Annotated in this window: 14 protein-coding genes; 8 read left to right on the top strand and 6 right to left on the bottom strand. The window is 42.5% G+C overall.

Going from position 1 to position 18,208, the window contains the following annotated elements; translation table 11 throughout:
- Nucleotides 1–190 precede the first annotated feature (190 nt).
- Together C505_RS0100195 and pyrD are read left to right on the top strand one after the other, a co-directional pair.
- Nucleotides 191–5,029 carry an NAD-glutamate dehydrogenase gene (locus C505_RS0100195; RefSeq protein ID WP_018690573.1) on the top strand — a complete coding sequence of 1,613 codons (4,839 nt, stop codon included), beginning with the start codon at nucleotides 191–193 and terminating at the stop codon, nucleotides 5,027–5,029.
- Nucleotides 5,030–5,083: 54 nt separating this feature from the next.
- Nucleotides 5,084–6,106, top strand: coding sequence for a quinone-dependent dihydroorotate dehydrogenase (gene pyrD / locus C505_RS0100190; protein ID WP_018690572.1), 1,023 nt, complete (start codon nucleotides 5,084–5,086; stop codon nucleotides 6,104–6,106).
- Between the two features lie 21 nt (nucleotides 6,107–6,127).
- On the opposite strand, the gene rnt is transcribed toward pyrD, so the two are convergent.
- On the bottom strand, nucleotides 6,128–6,793 hold the full coding sequence (gene rnt / locus C505_RS0100185) for a ribonuclease T (protein WP_018690571.1): 666 nt from the start codon (nucleotides 6,791–6,793) through the stop codon (nucleotides 6,128–6,130).
- A 159-nt stretch (nucleotides 6,794–6,952) separates the two neighbouring features.
- On the opposite strand from rnt, the gene C505_RS0100180 reads away from it, so the two are divergent.
- Nucleotides 6,953–7,816: a flagellar protein MotY gene (locus C505_RS0100180; protein WP_026317613.1), complete on the top strand. Its 864-nt coding sequence runs from the start codon at nucleotides 6,953–6,955 to the stop codon at nucleotides 7,814–7,816.
- A 38-nt stretch (nucleotides 7,817–7,854) separates the two neighbouring features.
- Here C505_RS0100180 and C505_RS0100175 read toward each other — a convergent pair whose 3' ends face one another.
- The 3 genes from C505_RS0100175 to C505_RS0100165 form a co-directional block, all read right to left on the bottom strand.
- Nucleotides 7,855–8,196, bottom strand: a complete 342-nt coding sequence (locus C505_RS0100175) for a hypothetical protein (RefSeq protein ID WP_018690569.1) — start codon at nucleotides 8,194–8,196, stop codon at nucleotides 7,855–7,857.
- A 216-nt stretch (nucleotides 8,197–8,412) separates the two neighbouring features.
- A complete protein-coding gene (locus tag C505_RS0100170; RefSeq protein WP_018690568.1) occupies nucleotides 8,413–8,958 on the bottom strand; it encodes a heme NO-binding domain-containing protein in 546 nt (181 codons plus the stop codon).
- A complete protein-coding gene (locus C505_RS0100165) occupies nucleotides 8,955–9,374 on the bottom strand; it encodes a response regulator (RefSeq protein ID WP_026317612.1) in 420 nt (139 codons plus the stop codon). The genes C505_RS0100170 and C505_RS0100165 overlap by 4 nt, the downstream gene beginning before the upstream one ends.
- 546 nt (nucleotides 9,375–9,920) lie before the next feature.
- Here C505_RS0100165 and C505_RS24165 point away from each other — a divergent pair.
- Nucleotides 9,921–10,082: a hypothetical protein gene (locus C505_RS24165; protein ID WP_018690566.1), complete on the top strand. Its 162-nt coding sequence runs from the start codon at nucleotides 9,921–9,923 to the stop codon at nucleotides 10,080–10,082.
- Nucleotides 10,083–10,215: 133 nt separating this feature from the next.
- Here C505_RS24165 and mnmC read toward each other — a convergent pair whose 3' ends face one another.
- On the bottom strand, nucleotides 10,216–12,204 hold the full coding sequence (gene mnmC / locus C505_RS0100155) for a bifunctional tRNA (5-methylaminomethyl-2-thiouridine)(34)-methyltransferase MnmD/FAD-dependent 5-carboxymethylaminomethyl-2-thiouridine(34) oxidoreductase MnmC (protein ID WP_018690565.1): 1,989 nt from the start codon (nucleotides 12,202–12,204) through the stop codon (nucleotides 10,216–10,218).
- A gap of 133 nt (nucleotides 12,205–12,337) precedes the next feature.
- On the opposite strand from mnmC, the gene fabB reads away from it, so the two are divergent.
- Nucleotides 12,338–13,549 carry a beta-ketoacyl-ACP synthase I gene (gene fabB, locus C505_RS0100150; RefSeq protein ID WP_018690564.1) on the top strand — a complete coding sequence of 404 codons (1,212 nt, stop codon included), beginning with the start codon at nucleotides 12,338–12,340 and terminating at the stop codon, nucleotides 13,547–13,549.
- A 77-nt stretch (nucleotides 13,550–13,626) separates the two neighbouring features.
- Here the strand turns inward: fabB and C505_RS0100145 are convergent, their stop codons facing one another.
- Nucleotides 13,627–14,196 (bottom strand): hypothetical protein, encoded by a 570-nt coding sequence (locus tag C505_RS0100145; RefSeq protein WP_018690563.1) that lies wholly within the window; start codon nucleotides 14,194–14,196, stop codon nucleotides 13,627–13,629.
- A gap of 134 nt (nucleotides 14,197–14,330) precedes the next feature.
- On the opposite strand from C505_RS0100145, the gene C505_RS0100140 reads away from it, so the two are divergent.
- The 3 genes from C505_RS0100140 to C505_RS20930 form a co-directional block, all read left to right on the top strand.
- Nucleotides 14,331–15,452: a 4-phosphoerythronate dehydrogenase gene (locus C505_RS0100140; RefSeq protein WP_018690562.1), complete on the top strand. Its 1,122-nt coding sequence runs from the start codon at nucleotides 14,331–14,333 to the stop codon at nucleotides 15,450–15,452.
- 13 nt (nucleotides 15,453–15,465) lie between these two features.
- Nucleotides 15,466–16,482, top strand: coding sequence for an aspartate-semialdehyde dehydrogenase (locus tag C505_RS0100135; protein WP_018690561.1), 1,017 nt, complete (start codon nucleotides 15,466–15,468; stop codon nucleotides 16,480–16,482).
- 134 nt (nucleotides 16,483–16,616) lie between these two features.
- The coding region (locus C505_RS20930) for a FimV/HubP family polar landmark protein (RefSeq protein WP_040438987.1) at nucleotides 16,617–18,208 on the top strand (1,592 nt) is incomplete at its 3' end.

Genomic DNA, 18,208 nt, shown 5'->3' with positions numbered 1-18,208 from the left:
TTTTAATGCGCTTTCTCACCATTTATTGCATAAATTACTACTTTTAATGGAATGAACTCGTCTGGCCAGAAAAAAAGCTGAAAAAAGTACTCGAAATAGTTGCCAAATATTAATAAACTCCGGCTGTTAATCTAAGCTCTATATAATAAAAAAGTCCCTCTCGGGTCGGGTGATGAAATAGGAACGACATATGGCACTTAACGACGGTCAACCTCCCGTTCTCCTGGAAAATGTCAAAAGACTCATTAATCAGAAAGTCAAAAATGATCAGGCCGAACTGGTCGCAGATTTTTCCTCCGAATTATTCAGTAATATTTCTCGTGAAGATTTAACCAACCGAACAGACAGTGATTTATACGGTGCTGTGCTGAGCCTTTGGAATACGCTTTACGGATGTGGTGATACAGATGCGAAAATCAGGGTGTTTAACCCTGAGTTATCGAAGCATGGTTGGGAGTCTTCTCATACAATCATCGAGATTGTTGTGAAAGATATGCCATTCTTAGTTGATTCTGTTCGAATGGCTTTAAATCGAGTAGGGATAGCATCACATTTGTTGTTGCATACACCACTCAAGCTGTTGCGAGACAAGAGCAACAAAGTGAAAGAGATCCTTTCTCCTTCTTCGAGAAAGAAAGATGCAGTGAGTCAAACGGTCTTTCTGATTGAAATCGACCGTCAGACGGAACAAACTGCACTCGATGCACTTACAGAAGAACTTCATTCTGTCATGAAAGATATTGTTCTGTCTGTTGATGATTGGCCTCTGATGCAGCAGAAGCTTGAAGAGATCATCAGTGGTTTACCAAAGCGCACGCCATCGACATCAAAAGAAGAAGTGAAAGAGTCTGTTGATTTCCTCAAGTGGATCGCAGATCACAACTTTACCTTGATGGGCTACCGTCAATATGAAATTGATGCTGTGAAAGGTGATTATCAGCTGAAAGCAGTTGAAGGGACCAGTTTAGGGCTACTCAAAAATATTCCTTCAAAAGCGAAGTTTTTATCGAAGCTAACTGAATCCGCCCGCCATGAAGCACTCAGCTCCAGTGTTTTAGTTTTAACAAAAACAAATACTAAATCACGGGTTCATCGCCCAGCTCATATTGATTATGTGGGGATCAAGCGTTTTGATGATAAAGGAAACGTGATTGGCGAAGATCGCTTCATTGGTCTTTATTCTGCAAGTTTCTATAACAATAGTGCCGGAAATATTCCATTGCTCAAGAACAAACTTGAGCGGATCATGAAGGCAAGTGCTTTTGCAAATGGTACCCATTCATATAAAGCGCTGTTAAATATTCTTGAAAATTACCCTCGTGATGAGTTGATCCAGGCGTCTGAGAAAGAGCTGCTTGGTGTTGCACTTGGTGTCTTGCAAATGCAAGAGCGCGATATGACACGCGTATTCATTCGTAAGGATGTATTCGGGCGTTTTTACTCATGTATGGTCTTTGTGCCACGTGAACGTTATAACACTGCGCTGCGAAAAGAAACACAGCGTATCTTACAGCGGGAATTCAACAGTGATAGTGATGTTGAATTTACCACATTCTTCTCTGAGTCTGTCCTTGCGAGAACACACTATATCGTGCGGACGAAAGACAGCAACCAGACAATTAACGTGAAAGATATAGAAAGAAACCTGATTGAAGCAGCCAGAACGTGGGAAGATAAGCTTGAAGATGCGCTTCTTGGTTCATTTGGTGAGGCAAAAGGAAAAGCGTTAACGCGTAAATATGCGCTTGGATTCCCTCGAGCATATAAAGAGGCAGTGCTTCCTTCCTCTGCAGTCGTCGATATTGAAAAACTGGAACGACTTTGTGATGAAAAGAACCTGGAGATGCTTTTCTATCGTCCTCAAGAAGAGCAGGACGAGAAGCATGTCCACTTTAACTTGTTCCATAAAGATGAGCCACTACACCTATCTGATGTACTCCCAATGCTAGAGAACTTTGGTCTGCGGGTGATTGGTGAGACACCATATGCGGTCAAAGTGGGTGAAAACCGGGTTGACTGGCTGCTTGGATTTTCCATGATCTTCAAAGGCAGCAAGCCGTTAAAACTTGAAGAATGTCAACAGCGTTTCCAAGAAGCGTTTGCAGACGTTTGGTTTAACCACCTTGAAGACGATGGCTTTAACCGTCTAGTCCTTGGTGCGGGCCTTTCTGGCCGCGAGGCTTCAATCTTAAGGTCATATGCGAAATACGCACGTCAATTGGGTAGTACGTTCTCACAGAGCTACATCGAAGATACATTCGATAAATATCCGCATATCGCAGAATTGCTCGTCAAATTATTCAATAAGAAGTTCTCGCCAAAAGGAAAATATTCCGAAAAAGCGGTTGAAAAAATCATTGCGCAAGTGACAGAAGAGCTTGAGCATGTCGCGAATCTGGATGATGACCGTATCATTCGCATGTATTTAGACATGATGAATGCAACGCTCAGAACGAACTACTTCCAGGTTGATGCTGATGGGCAATTGAAAGACTATATCTCTTTCAAGGTTCAGCCAGAAATGATCCCGGATGCGCCGCTTCCATTACCGAAATATGAAATCTTTGTTTATTCTCCGAAGGTTGAGGGTGTTCACTTACGTGGTGGTAAGGTTGCCCGTGGTGGATTGCGTTGGTCTGACCGACGTGAAGACTTCCGTACGGAGGTTTTAGGCCTTGTAAAAGCTCAACAGGTGAAGAACACTGTTATTGTTCCTGTGGGCTCAAAAGGTGGCTTCGTTGGTAAACAACTACCAACTTCTGGTGATCGTGATGCCTTCTTCGAGGCAGGTAAAGAGTGTTACCGTACATTCATCCGTGGTCTTCTCGATATCACTGATAATATTGTTCATGGCGAAGTGGTATACCCTGAGTTAGTGGTTCGTCACGATGACGATGACCCGTATCTCGTTGTTGCTGCGGATAAAGGGACGGCGACGTTCTCTGATATCGCGAACGAAATCGCAGGGGAATATAACTTCTGGTTAGGTGATGCATTCGCTTCTGGTGGGAGTATCGGTTATGACCATAAGAAAATGGGGATTACCGCCCGTGGTGCTTGGGAATCTGTTAAACGCCATTTCCGCGAAATCGGTATTGATTGCCAGAATGTAGATTTTACCGCAGTGGCTGTTGGTGACATGGCTGGTGATGTATTTGGTAACGGAATGTTGCTATCGAAGCATACGCGCCTTGTTGCTGCATTTAACCACATGCACATTTTCTTTGACCCAGAGCCAGATGCAAAAACATCGTATGCTGAGCGTGACAGACTATTCAAATTGCCGCGTTCCAGTTGGGAAGATTACAACAGTAAATTGATTTCTGAAGGTGGTGGTATCTTCAGTCGTAGCTTGAAGTCAATTAAGCTAACGCCACAAATGAAGAGGGCGCTTGGGACTCAAAAGTCGAGCATGACTCCCAACGAGTTAATCAAATCAATTTTGAAAATGCCTGTTGACCTGCTTTGGAATGGCGGTATCGGAACATACATCAAAGCCGCGAACGAATCCCATGCAGACGCTGGTGATCGTGCGAATGATCCCGTACGAATTGATGGCCATGAGCTAAAGGCGAAGATCTTTGGTGAAGGGGGTAATCTCGGCGCAACACAGCTTGGTCGAATTGAGTATGCCGCGAACGGTGGTCGTGCAAACACAGACTTCATTGATAACGTTGGTGGTGTTGATTGTTCGGACAACGAAGTCAACATCAAAATATTGTTGAACAGTCTTGTCGCGGAAGGTGATATCACAGTGAAGCAACGTAATGCTTTACTTTATGATATGACTGATGACGTTTCTAAGATCGTATTGGAAGATTGTTATCGCCAGACACATACCATCTCTATTACAGCATTGCGCGGACCACAGCAGCTGAAAGAGCAAATTCGATTCATTCACGCATTAGAAAAAGCGGGTAAATTGGATCGTGAGTTGGAGTTTCTTCCATCGGATGAAGAACTTTCTGATCGCCTAGCTGATGGGAAAGGTTTGACTCGGCCGGAGCTTTCAGTCCTTGTTGCCTATGCGAAAATGGTATTGAAGGAAGAATTGGTTTCTCCAGAAATCACTGAACTACCATACTTCAAGCGTTTGCTGATTGGTGCATTTCCACCACTATTGCAAGATAAATTCAGTGATGCAATGGAAGCACACCCATTGCGTGCAGAAATCATTGCTACACAGTTGGCAAATGATATCGTGAATGACATGGGCCTCAATTTCGTTGAGCGGATGCGCGAAGAAACAGGCGCACCAATGAGTGAAGTTGTCGTATGTTATGCAATGGCACGCGAAATCTTTGAACTGCATCAAGTTTGGAATGAAATCGCGGAGTTGGATAACAAGATCCCATCGATTGTACAGACAGAAATGCTTTTCCAATTGAGAAGAACGGTACGTCGTGCAACACGTTGGTTCTTGCGTCATCGCAATAAATCACTTGGTATTGAAGAAACAGTGAATAGCTTCAAAGCAGCCTTTGCTGATTTAAGCAAGAATGTCTTGAAGTACCTTGACCCAGAAGAAAAGGATCAACTCGAATCAGTCTCTCAAGAATTGGCCAGAGAGTCTGTACCGAAGCCAATCGCAACGCGGATTGCTTTATTGAGTACATTATTCTCAGTGATGGATATTGCACAAGTTGCTGATACAGAAAATGAGAAGATCCAATTGGTCGCAGAAACTTACTTCAAGTTGGGTGCGAAGCTGGGTCTACATTGGTTCCTTGATCAAATCAATCATCAGCCTGTATCAAACCACTGGCAGGCACTTGCTCGTGCATCTTACCGCGAAGAGTTGGATTGGCAGCAGCGCGCGCTGACTTCTGTCCTTCTTCGTCAGAAGATTGAATCGAAGACAGCAACAGATATGATTGATGCTTGGGTTGCCGATAACTTGGAAGTGCTTGAACGCTGGCATCATATGCTTGCAGAGTTTAAGACAACGCAAACACATGAATTCGCGAAATTCTCAGTGGCACTTCGAGAGCTGATGCTTCTCAGTCATCACTGTGATAACGCAATGTAATGATCTTTTGAATCCAAGACCCCGGTTTTTCCGGGGTTTTTTTGAGAAAAAATAATGCTTTATGATTTAGTTCGTGCAGGGTTGTTTCGCTGCGACCCTGAATGGTCACATGATTTAGCGATTAAGAATTTAAGCCGCTTTGCTTCTACACCCGTTGACTTGTTGTGGCGTCAATGTGTGCCGAATATCCCAACGGAAGTCTGTGGGATACAGTTCAAAAACCCAATCGGCCTTGCAGCCGGATTAGATAAGAATGCAGAGTGCATTGATGCTTTTGCGGCGATGGGGTTTGGCTTTATAGAAGTTGGGACCGTTACACCAAGACCTCAGTTAGGGAATGATAAGCCAAGAATGTTCCGCCTCCCAGAAGCGAATGCGATTATTAATCGGATGGGGTTCAATAACAAGGGCGTGGATTATCTGGTTGAGCAGGTAAAACAATCACGTTTCCAAGGACCATTAGGGATTAACATCGGGAAAAATAAAGATACCCCGAACGAAAAAGGCAAGGATGACTATATTCATTGCTTAAGAAAAGTATTTACCCATGCAAGTTATGTCACTGTAAATATCAGCTCGCCAAATACACCAGGGCTGCGCGATCTTCAATTTGGAGAGTCACTTGATGACTTGCTAAGTGCAGTCCGAAATGAGCAGCTAGACCTATCTGCAAAGCATGGAAAACAGGTTCCAATCTTTGTCAAAATTGCGCCAGATATGGATGAAGTGGGCGTATCACAGGTAGCAGATGCACTAATGAAATCTGAAATGGACGGTGTGATCGCGACCAATACGACGCTTGATCGAAGCATGGTGGAAGGGATGGAACATGCACAAGAGCAAGGAGGGCTTAGTGGTGCACCCGTTCGTGAGAAGAGCACTCAGGTGATCAGGCGTCTGCGTGAACTGACCGAAGGAAGACTCCCCATTATTGGTGTTGGTGGTATTGATTCAGCAGAAAGTGCGACGGAAAAGCTGGATGCTGGTGCTTCTTTAGTGCAAGTTTATACAGGGTTTATTTATCAAGGCCCTGAGTTAGTGAAAACAATTGCGCAGGTACTAAAGCAGCAGAGATAACTTTCACTGATGCGTGAGCGATCATGATGATCGCTCGTTTTCATCCTCTGTTCCTGCTTCGATAAGTGGCCAACCACCAAGTGATTGCCAGCGATTGACGATATGACAGAAAAGCTCAGCGGTTTTCTCAGTATCATACAAAGCAGAGTGAGCTTGATGGTTATCAAAGTCGATTTGAGCAGCTTGACAGGCTTTTGCGAGCACCGTTTGACCTAGCGCAAGACCTGATAAAGATGTTGTATCGAATGAGACGAATGGGTGGAACGGGGAGCGCTTAATATTGCTTCGCTCAGTTGCAGCATTGAGGAATCCCATATCAAATGCGGCATTATGTGCGACCATGACACAACGCTGACAACCTGCATCCTTTTGGCCTTTTCTCGCGACTTTAAAAATTTCTTTGAGTGCTTCTTTTTCTGGCACAGCGCCGCGGAGTGCACTAAAAGGGTCAATCCCATTAAACTCGATTGCGGATTTCTCAATATTTGCGCCTTCGAATGGCTCGATATGGAAATGAATTTTTTCATTGGGAGAAAGCATCCCTTGGTCATCCATTTTCAATGTCACAGCTGCAATTTCTAGCAATGCATCTGTTTTTGCATTAAAGCCTGCGGTTTCCGTGTCGATAACGATAGGAAAGTAACCTCGAAAACGTTTAGCAAAAAGAGTTTGTTCTTGGTCTGACATAAGATAGTTTTGATTCTATAAAGTAATTAATACAGCTATCGCTATTATTACAAAGAACGGAGCACAAAGAAATGCGTGCGTGTCTTGACTAAGTAGGAATGAAAAAGGTATCGCGTAGTGAAGCAGTTAAAAAGAAGGTGTATGAATAAGGAGGCCGTGATGAAGACATGGTGTGCCCTTGTTGGAAGTCTATTTGTAGTGACACCTGTGGCAGCAGGTGTTCGTTATTATCAGGCGGAGCTTGATTCTTCGATATGGCAATATGAAAACCTGACGCGCCTACAGTGCTCTTTACAGCACGAAATCCCCCATTACGGCAAAGCAACTTTCACAAGTAAAGCTGGAAAAGAAGAAAACCTGAATTTTGAATTAGATATGCTTCGCTTACCTTCCAACTATAAAGTGTCGTCGGTTGCTTCCATTGCACCAAATTGGAGACCTGGTATTGCAGATGAACATGTTGCAAATATGCCACTCATGAAGCAATTTAATGGTGAGTTGGAAATGGAAAAAGCCTGGGTCTTGCTAACAGACCTTGAGCAAGGGCTGCAGCCTACATTTTATTACTCTGATTGGTATAACAAGCGAGATCATATTGCGGTGGGCCTCTCATCGATGAACTTCCGAGATGCTTATTTTGAATTTCTGTCTTGTTTGAAAAACCTGCTTCCATTTGGCTTTGAAGACATTTCGTTTACTGTACTGAATTATATTTCAAATAGTGATGAGCTCACATTAGAGTCGAAAGAACGCTTGAATATGATTGGTGAGTATGTCAAAAATGATCCAAAGATCCGCGAAGTCGTGATCCAGTCATACTCCGACAGTTATGGTGGTCGTTGGCACAACTTACAGCTTTCGAAAAAGCGTGCGAATAAAATCAAAGACTATTTTGCATCAATGGGCGTTGAAGACGGTGTGATCCAAGTCGAAGCATTTGGTGAGAAGCGACACGCAGAATCAAATAAAACAATACTAGGAAGAAATATTAACCGGAGAGTCGTGATTAAAATGGCGAAGTAGTGCTCTTCGCCATCCATTCAGAAATTCTTTTCGAAAAGTTATTGCTGTTCCATCACCATGATATCAACTTGTGTCCAGCCCTCAGCTTGGTCTGACACAATTATACGTACTTTCTTCTCATTCACGGTATAGTACAAGTGATAGTAACTGAATTGTTCCTCATTGAACTCTGGATCGCCCATACCCTCTTTGAAGTAATCGAGAACACTCATGATCGGCATTTTAAGAAATCCACTCAGGACGGCAGGGTATTGTCCCGCTAAAGTTGCTGACGTTTGGAAGTCATCCGGTAGTTCTATACCTTCAAACTGTTCTGCATTGGATGCGCTTGAGAACATCATGATGCCGAGGCTTAATAAAATTGCTGTTAATTTCTTCATCGTTGCATCTTTTAGCTAAATTAAACGGCGAACATTTTTGTCTATACAGTTCAATGTATTAGAAAAAACATCAAATATGTTTAACAATAACATATTCTTTACAAGACGCGCTACTCTCTGCGCCTTTTTTTATCGTCAAACAGAATCTGTTGTTCACCTAATGATCCGTATGCTATTAAGAATAGCGCCCTCAGGCATATTTTGTAGTTTTAAGTGCTATTCCAAACGGATCGTAAATGTCACATCTGTATGATCACCTGTTGTTGACTTATCATCGACTTCAATACTGGACTCGTAGCGGAAGTATTCCAAAGTGGCTTGGACGAGTCCATATGCAAGCTCCATCAGTGGACCAACGGATTTATATTGGATTTCGAGTACTTTTTCATCGAGCCTCCGGCAGGGTAAGGCAGGGAAGTCCGCATCGGGATAAACCTGATTCATACTGGGTCGTATACGCTTATCTACCGACTCAAGAAAGTCAAAAGGGTGCTCCATGTTCTCAAAAAACTCAGGATAAAGCTCTACAAATCGACTAAACAAGTACTCACCATACACATGGATGAGTTTTTGCTGATCGATGTTGGTTTCCCTTGACACCACATCTGCCATGGCAAGAAATTCTTCGTAGGGGTATGTTCCAACTGGGGTATAAACGCCATCATGATCGAACTGGCATTCGCGCAGAACCTGATGATGTAAATTTAGGGAAAATTGATTCTCAATCATTTCGAGAAACTCTGAGAAAACTATTCCTTTCATAGGTTACTCCAGGATAATTTTTTATGGCTCTTTTCAAAGTTTTTGATTGCTGCGCACACTTTTTCACCGGAAAAAGGCTTTGCAATAAAACCAGAAGCGCCCGCTGCAATGCTATCTCTGACATTGTCCGATGTGCATTCGCCACTTAACATGACAATGTGTAACTCTGGCTTCTCAGTTTTCATCTCGCGTAGGATGTCAATGCCATTCATATCGGGTAATTCAATGTCAAGAAAGATCAAGTCCACCTCTCGATTACGGATTGTATCCAAAGCCTCAGATCCGACTGATGCCTGAAGAATGCGAAATTGCGTACACGTAAAACACCCTTCTGCGTTCATATGTAAAATACTGTTGCGCAAAAGCTGCCTCGTGTAATCCACATCGTCAATGATGAGGACAACCATTTTCTTCATGACGCATTCCCTGAGTAATGAGGAATTTGTTAGAAAGCAGCCAAAATAATGACAGCTTCCGATATGGGTAAGTATAGAAAAGAATATAAAGAAGAGGTTAATTCTGATTTCTGAATCTTTTTACTCTCAATGGCGGGTAGAGGCTAGGCCTCTATTTTACGATAATGATCACAAAATTTGATTGGTGCTTATGATGCACCAATGCATTTGATTGGGCATTATTTTGAATAAACATGTTATTAAGTATGTGTACATTGAAACCTAGGCAAAAGAAAATGAGTATATTCACCCGATGGTGCTTTTTCTTCATATTTGCTTTGCAATGGCAGCTTAGCAGACTAAATCAGAGTAGATAAACCTTATCCTGTCAGTTAACTGGGAACTGTTTACTGGACAGCAGATTGATGGTGGGATTGTTGTCCAGATATTTTTGGCTGTACTAGTGGTATGGACCTAGTTCAATGTTGACTGGTTTTATTGATTACTTCAAAGTCGAACTTCACGGGTATTGAGCTTATACTTTTGCTAAGGAATTGAGCAATCGTCATGGTAAACATGTCTCTATTTTTGTATGTCATCATCGCTGTTATCGGCTTTCTGCTTTGCTTGGTCATATTCCGTTTGCTCCTGCCACAACTCATTGATTACTTTCTTCCTCCAATGGATGAAGAAATGAAGTACCGAAAAAAAAGTGAAACCCAAAAGTGATTAATGTGCGATAACTTTCCTTCTTATACTTGGCTTGTACAGATTTCAATAATGCTATTTTATTAAATTCTTCGAGGGCTACATTGAAATATATAGCTATAAATTCTTGTTTTTGTATTCTAAAATAATTTTGCTATTTCCTGTGTTCTGGTTTTTTTCGCATTTTTCGGATCACGAAACGATTCGGAGTGACAGCACAGTAGACATCCTTAGAAACAGGGAATGGAGAATGGGTGAGTTGAGCAACAAGAATATCTGCACAAAGTGGCGCGCTGCATAATCCACGGGCACCTAAACCATTCAGAGTGAATAACCTTGGTAAGTGAGCAGGCGGTTCTTGGTTATGCTTTTTTGTGTCTTGGTGCAGATCAGCATACTGTATTTGCTGCTTTGGGACATCGGGGTGAATACCAACCATGGGGAGGTGATCGGATGTGGTTGCACGTAGGCGGGTATTCCCCGAGTGAATCTTCATATCATTTTCATGGAATGTCGTAAATGATTGGGTGAACAAGCCGATATTTTCCTGATGTGCCCGCTCGGTGACTTCAAAATCTAAGTTCTGCTTGTTAAATGTTGCGCCAATACAATGGATATTGTCAAAGCTTGGGGTCATATATCCCTTATAACACAGTACCGTCTTTAATTGAGCGATATTTTGATTGGATTGGACATAAGACACTTGCCCTTGTACTGGGCGAATCGGTAGCTGTTGTTCTTCAGATAATATCTGCGGATATGCGCCGGTACAGAGGATCACATAATCAAATGATGCTTCACTTGCTGATGTGTTCACTTGCCATCCGTTTGTTAATTGGATGAGTTGTTCTACTTGGTCTTTTACTCGAATCTGCAACAGGTTTGTTGATTGCGCACGATCAATGATTGCGCGAATCAATGTTGGTGGATTGACCCAACCACCTTCTGGATAAAACAAGCCATCATAGTGACAGATAAATCCCGTTTTTTCGATGATTTCCTGATTCAGCATGGGGTGTACAATCGTGTCAGGGTATTGCTCAGATTGAATAATCTTCTTTTGTCGACGGTTTGCTTCATCAGAGAAGCCAACTTGCAAAACACCACACCAGTCATGTGCAAATGAATATCCTTCAGCATGAAGTCCTTTGTAGTAACGGGTCGCAGTTAAAAATGCATGACTATAAAATTCACTTGCACAATTCCACTGTGCTTGTAGCAGCGGATATACTGCGCCTTGTCTATTACTTGAGGCGCCTTGCGCAAGGTCATCTTTGCAAAATAATGTACATTGTATGCCTTTTTGGGTGAGTTTGTCAGCGATACATGCGCCAGCAATTCCGCCGCCAATAATTGCAACTTGGTCAGTGATGGAAATTGGAGTACCACTTTTGGCTTGATAATAGTGAGGTAGTGTTTGATAGGTGGGTTTATTTGTCAGCTGACCTACGCTCATATCGCGTTTGTTCCCAAAGCCTTTGGTTTTTTTGACCTCAAATCCAACTTCCTGAAGGCCCCGGCGTACGAAGCCTGCTGCTGTAAACGTTGCAAAAGTACAATTCGATTTGCCAAGTGCTGCCATGGCTGAAAAAAGCTCAGGTGTCCACATATCCTTATTTTTACTCGGTGCAAAGCCATCCAGATACCAGGCATCTACTAGGCCTTCATTTGTGGTGATTAGCTGTGCTAAGCCATCGTGGATATCGCCAATCCAAAGATCGAGTGTGATATTTCCTTCTTCAAAGACCATTCGGTGGAAGCCAGGAAGTGCGGGTGGATATTGTTCGATGAGTGACTCTGCCATTGATTTAAGTTGCGGCCAATGGGCAAGGGCACTCGATAGATCATTTTTTTGCAGTGGGAATTTTTCAAATGAAATAAAATGAAGCTTTGGTTTTGGAGCTGAGTATTGTAACCATTGTTGCCAAGTGGCAAGGAAATTCAATCCTGTACCAAATCCTGACTCTGCAATAACAAACGATCGTGCACTGTGATGATCCCAACGTTCTGGTAGCTGGTTATTTTGAAAGAAAACATACAGAGATTCTGCGAGACCATTTTCATTCGAGAAATAAACGTCATCGAACAGCTCGGAAACAGGTGTGCCGTTATCATTAAAGTGAATTTTTGCCGTATTTGTCACAGGAAAGCCATTAACTTACTTCATTATGGTGACGTATTTTACGTTAAGAAATCATGAAGTCGATAAAAGCAGACCACTTTTCAATACAAATCAGCATACAATAGAGCAATCTTAGAAAGATAGGAAATGCGCGATGACTAAAAGAGCCGTCATCACTGGTATGGGGATTGTCTCCAGTATCGGTAACAACGTGGAAGAAGTACTCAACAGTCTGAAACAAGGAAAGTCGGGTATTACTGCCTCTGAAGAATTTGCGGAATATAAATTACGCAGTCAGGTTTGGGGAAACATTAAACTGGATCCAGCGGATCATATTGATCGAAAAGCAATGCGTTTCATGGGTGATGCAGCAGCTTATGCCTATATTGCGATGCAACAAGCGATCGAAGATGCTGGACTTTCGGAAGCCCAGGTTTCAAACCCACGGACTGGTTTAGTTGTTGGTTCTGGTGGCGCTTCCTCAAAGAACCAAGTTGAAGCTGCCGACATCCTAAGAGAGAAGAATGTTAAGCGTGTTGGTCCATATATGGTCCCGCGTACAATGTCGAGTACCTGCTCAGCATGTCTTGCAACACCCTTCAAGATCAAGGGTGTGAACTACTCGATCAGTAGCGCTTGTGCGACAAGTGCGCATTGTATTGGGCATGCCGTAGAGCAGATTCAACTCGGCAAACAGGACATCATTTTTGCAGGTGGTGGTGAAGAGCTTCACTGGACGCTTGGTATGGAGTTTGATGCGATGGGTGCACTCTCCACAAAATATAATGAAACACCAGAAAAAGCCTCGCGGACGTATGATACAGATCGTGATGGTTTTGTTATCTCTGGTGGTGGTGGCATCCTCGTTGTTGAAGAATTAGAACACGCTCTTGCGCGTGGCGCGACAATCTATGCAGAAATCACGGGGTATGGTGCAACTTCAGATGGTCTTGATATGGTTGCACCAAGTGGTGAAGGTGCTGTTCGTTGTATGCAAATGGCAATGAATGAGCAGCAGATTGATTACATCAATACGCACGGTACAAGTACTCCAGTGGGTGATGTCAAAGAGCTTGAGGCAATCAAAGAAGTCTTTGGTGATCAAGCCCCACCATTGAGTGCTACAAAGTCAATGACGGGTCATGCGCTTGGTGCAGCAGGTGTTCATGAAGCAATTTATAGTCTTCTGATGATGCAACATGGTTTTATTGCACCATCAATTAATGTTGAAACTCGTGATGAAAAAGCACAAAGTTTACCTTTGGTGACAGAAACACAAGTGGCAGACTTAAATCGTGTGATGAGTAACAGTTTTGGTTTTGGTGGAACAAACGCGACCTTGGTCTTTGAAAAGTACAAAGGCTAATCGACCAACCATAAAAGCAATGGCAATGCGCTCAATGACTCAATGTATGAGCGCATTGTTTTAAATTTTCATGTTGATCACTGTAATTCACATGTGTGAAATAAGACTTTACCTTTGTACTCAACAACGGTTTTCATGACTTTCCCAGTATCTCCAAATGGCTTACGATAGATGCCATGTAGTTGTTTACCTACACCTTCTTTGAGAGGCTGGTTTTTATATGCAATGAATGCCTTTTTCAGGTAAATCGCTTCTCTGAGCGTGTTATCCATGATGGTACCTGCATAAATAGCGTTTGTTAACTCTTGTGTATTGAGTGGGTCAACAGGCTTTGTCAGATCTTTATCTTGAATCAACTCATCTTTTTTTATATTTGATAAGCGTTGAATCAAATACGCATCGGCTTTTCGCAGATATTGTGGATGTTGGGATTTATTAAGATTGATAATGGTGATCATCTCTTTAATGGGGACAATGACTTTCGCTATCTTTGTAGATTGATGATACACAGCTGGCTTATCAAAAGTAGTTGCAAAGGTGAGCTCTTGTTGTGAAATAACCTTCAATGTCGGTAACTGACACGGATCCTTCCCTACAGAATAAGTATAAAACGGCAGAAATAATAATGAGATGAGTCGCCTTTTCACACACAAGCCTTAAGAAAATGTAATGTAACATCAATCATATCCTGAAATCTATTTAACGTCTTCTTGAGATTTCTTTCCTTATCAAGTTTCCGTAGAATGGAATGACCATTTCAAGTTGATGTGAAGAAGTCACCATGCAAATATTGGTGGATGAAAATATCCCCTATGCAGCTCAGATGTTGCACCCATTTGGTCAAGTTACATCCTTCCCAGGGAGAGAATTGAAGCCTAACCAACTCAAAGATATAGATACACTGCTTATCCGAAGTATTACCCAAGTCAACGCGTCTCTTCTTGAGCATGCAAATTGTCTGAAGTATGTGGGGACGGCAACGATCGGTACTGACCATGTTGATCAGTTCCTTCTTGCTAAAAAAGAAATTTTATTCTCAAGTGCACCTGGCTGTAATGCTAAGTCTGTCGCAGATTACATTCTCTCTGCATTGTGTCACATTGAAGAAAGTGAAGGGTGGCAGTTAAGAGATAAAACGATTGGGATCGTTGGTATTGGGAATATAGGTCGCCAGGTTGCATCAATGCTCAAAGCGTTGAATGTTCGCTGCCTGCTGTGTGATCCATTGGTAGAACCCGACCCAGTATTGGGTGAGTGGGTTGATTACGCAACTTTGTTATCCCAATCAGACTGTGTGACCTTTCATGTTCCTCTCACCAAAGAAGGGAAGTTCACAACGTATCAAATGCTTTCTGATGAACAATTAGCAATCATGAAACCGAATGCGGTGATCATGAACGCATCCAGAGGTGATGTTATCGATAACCAAGCGCTGCTTCGAGCAAAGCAAGGAGGCAGAAAGATGCCACTTGTACTGGATGTTTGGCAAGGTGAACCAAAAATACTTGAGGAACTTATCCCTTTCACGCAAATTGCCACGGCACATATCGCCGGATATAGCTTGGAAGGAAAGGCAAAAGGGACTTACCAGCTGGCTCAGTGGCTTTCCCAACATGAAAAAATCACCCTCGAACAGCCGTTTTCTTCCTTTCTACCAGCATCACCATTTGAAGAAATCCATATCGGTCATCCGATGACTTGGGAAACGGTCAGAAAATTTGTTCATCTTGTCTATGATGTCCGTCGAGATGATGTTATGTTTAGACGTCTATTCAATGAGAAAGGGTTTGATTGGTTGCGTAAGCACTATCCAGAGCGCCGAGAGTTGAGCGTTCTGCCCATCAATATTGCTGATCAAGATTCAAAGCACGTTTTATCAGCATTAGGTTTCACAGTTTTATAAGGATCAAGGCAAAATGTCACGCCAGTTCAACATCGCTGTTCTTGGTGCTACCGGTCTCGTCGGTCAGCACTTGATTGAAATACTTGAAGAAAGAGAGTTTCCTGTTGCGACGCTCTACCCACTCGCAAGCTCTAGAAGCGCAGGTGGGACTGTCCAATTCAAGAGTCAAGATATCACAGTGATTGATGTAGACACATTTGATTGGTCTCAGGTTGATATCGCATTTTTCTCAGCAGGTGGGAGTGTCTCAAAAAAGTATGCACCCATCGCTGCAGAAGCGGGTGTAATTGTTATCGACAATACATCCCAATTCCGCTATGAACCAGACATTCCTTTGGTTGTACCGGAAGTGAATGCGTATGAGCTTGAGAATTATCGAAACCGAAATATCATTGCAAATCCGAATTGCTCAACGATTCAGATGTTGGTTGCATTGAAGCCAATTCATGAAGCAGCGGGAATTGAGCGAATCAATGTTTGTACTTATCAGTCTGTGAGTGGGGCTGGAAAGTCAGCACAAGAAGAGCTTGCTAATCAGACAACTGCTTTATTATCAGGTAAACCTTCTGAGCCAGAGGTTTTTTCTCATCAAATTGCATTTAATGTGATCCCTCAGATCGATACATTCCAAGACAACGGATACACCCGTGAAGAAATGAAGATGGTTTGGGAAACCCATAAAATCATGGGAGATGAAACTATTCGTGTCAATCCAACAGCAGTTCGCGTTCCTGTATTTTATGGTCATGCTGAAGCAATTCATATTGAAACCCGATCGCCTATTGATGCGGAATTCGCAAAATCACTTTTGCGTGATGCGCCAGGCATTGTTTTATTGGAAGATGATCAAGACTTTCCGACACAGGTCAGTCATGCAAGTGGGCAAGATGACGTTTATGTAGGCCGAGTTCGTAACGATATTTCTCATCCGAATGGTTTAAATTTATGGGTTGTTGCCGATAATGTGAGGAAGGGTGCTGCAACGAATAGTATCCAAATTGCCGAAGAGTTAATCCAAAGTTACTACTAATTTATTGTTTCGTGCTGCAAATGATGCAGCACGCGTCCTTACAGCATAGATAATCTATGCTAAGTAGTTTATAGTTGTAACATTGGAACACAGTTTGCAAGTTACGAATTTTCAACGAAAAGTAAGGACGATCCATGGGACGTATCGGGGTTGTTTTATCAGCAATCATTTTCACAACGATTTTAGCGTCTGCGCACCTCGTTGCGGAAGAACAAAAAATACAATTACGTGGGCCGAAGGGGACTGATCACCTTCAACGAGGTAAGAATTTTGGACCGATAGATGAAACGCATACACTATGGAGTATTGCGAAGAGTACACGACCAAATACAAGAGTAACTGTCTATCAAATGATGGTGGCTCTATTTAAGAAAAACCCACACGCCTTTGCAGATAATAACTTGAACCATATTAAAGTTGGTTCGATGCTGGTTATTCCTTCTCTTGACGAAATCAATCAAATTAACCCAGAAGAAGCGCGTTTACGTGCAGATGAGGACGAATCTGACTGGAGTTCGATTGTCCATGGTAAAGGTGTTCCCGCAAAGTCTATTGAGAAACGCACTAAGTCTAAATCTGCGAAAGTCGCTGACATCGAAAATGTTAAGAAAGAGATAAAAACGAAGCTAGTAGACATTAAAGAAAATCAGAAAGCTCGTTTTGATGAAATCAAAGATAAAGTTGTTGATGCTGCTGGCACAGTGAAAGCGATTAAAGATGAAAATGAGCAGCTCAAAGGCCAGTTAAAAGACGTCACGGATAAAATTACTGACATTGACAAGCGCCTTGATGAAGGCACTGAGGAATTCGACAAAATAAAAGATGCAACAAAAGAAATTCTTGAAAAACAGGAAAAGCAAATTGCTTTACAGGAAGAAGAACTCAATACGGCTTTTAATCAATTCAAAAAACTTGCTTCAGAAAACCTAGCTGTCCAGATTGCGCTAGGCGTGGTTCCTGCCTTAATCGCTATTTTAATGCTTGTCTTCTTCTTAAAACGTAGAAAACGTCAAGAAGAAGAGCCTGAATTTGCAATGCCAGAAGCTGCACCAGCCGTTGCTGAAAAGAGCATGCCACTAGAGCCGGATATGCCGGAAGATGATTTTGATATGGGCATTGGTGACTCAGCTGAAGACGATTTAGCGGATGACTCTGATGCCATTCAGCTTGATGTGGATGATGGGTTTGATTTAGGTGAGGATTCATTAGATCTGCCAGAAGATGACTCTCTGGACGATCTTCTTGAAGAGGAAAGTTTTGAAGACGATACACTTGATGACCTGCTCGATGGTGATGACGATTTAGGATCACTTGAAGAGGATTCCGTTGATTTAGTTCCTGAAATGGATTCAGATTCTGACAGTTTAGAGGATGATTCTCCAGAAGAAATCATGGTTGAAACAAACATTGATGACCTGATGGAGGAAGGGGATCATGATTTAGCTGGTGACGGTGACTTAGCACAAGATTTAGATGAAATTGAACTGGATTTAGACGCATCGGATGAAGAAAGCCTTGATGTTGATTTAGATAGTGCGTTGTCTGAAGATGATGCCTCTGTTGATGAAAGTTCTGACTTAGACTTAGATGAACTGCTATCAGAAGGTGGGGAGTCAGATTTAGCACCGGATGAGGAAGAGCTGGTTGTGGAGCTCGAATCGGATGCAGATGATGACCTTGATGCTTCACTTGTAGAAGATATCTCTGAAATATCGCTTGAGGAAGC

The sequence above is a fragment of the Algicola sagamiensis DSM 14643 genome, assembly GCF_000374485.1.
Taxonomy (GTDB): domain Bacteria; phylum Pseudomonadota; class Gammaproteobacteria; order Enterobacterales; family Alteromonadaceae; genus Algicola; species Algicola sagamiensis.
The sequence above is the reverse complement of the archived record's forward strand: the minus strand, read 5'-3'. Positions and strand labels throughout refer to the sequence as shown.

Excerpts from the sequence above, each read along its gene's own strand:
- rnt (WP_018690571.1), bottom strand. The coding sequence starts at position 6,793 with ATGTCAGACCAAGAACAAACTCTTTTTGCTAAACGTTTTCGAGGTTAC.
- C505_RS0100135 (WP_018690561.1), top strand. The coding sequence starts at position 15,466 with ATGTCACGCCAGTTCAACATCGCTGTTCTTGGTGCTACCGGTCTCGTC.
- fabB (WP_018690564.1), top strand. The coding sequence starts at position 12,338 with ATGACTAAAAGAGCCGTCATCACTGGTATGGGGATTGTCTCCAGTATC.
- C505_RS0100170 (WP_018690568.1), bottom strand. The coding sequence starts at position 8,958 with ATGAAAGGAATAGTTTTCTCAGAGTTTCTCGAAATGATTGAGAATCAA.
- C505_RS0100180 (WP_026317613.1), top strand. The coding sequence starts at position 6,953 with ATGAAGACATGGTGTGCCCTTGTTGGAAGTCTATTTGTAGTGACACCT.
- C505_RS24165 (WP_018690566.1), top strand. The coding sequence starts at position 9,921 with ATGGTAAACATGTCTCTATTTTTGTATGTCATCATCGCTGTTATCGGC.
- C505_RS0100140 (WP_018690562.1), top strand. The coding sequence starts at position 14,331 with ATGCAAATATTGGTGGATGAAAATATCCCCTATGCAGCTCAGATGTTG.
- C505_RS0100175 (WP_018690569.1), bottom strand. The coding sequence starts at position 8,196 with ATGAAGAAATTAACAGCAATTTTATTAAGCCTCGGCATCATGATGTTC.
- C505_RS0100165 (WP_026317612.1), bottom strand. The coding sequence starts at position 9,374 with ATGAAGAAAATGGTTGTCCTCATCATTGACGATGTGGATTACACGAGG.
- C505_RS0100195 (WP_018690573.1), top strand. The coding sequence starts at position 191 with ATGGCACTTAACGACGGTCAACCTCCCGTTCTCCTGGAAAATGTCAAA.
- pyrD (WP_018690572.1), top strand. The coding sequence starts at position 5,084 with ATGCTTTATGATTTAGTTCGTGCAGGGTTGTTTCGCTGCGACCCTGAA.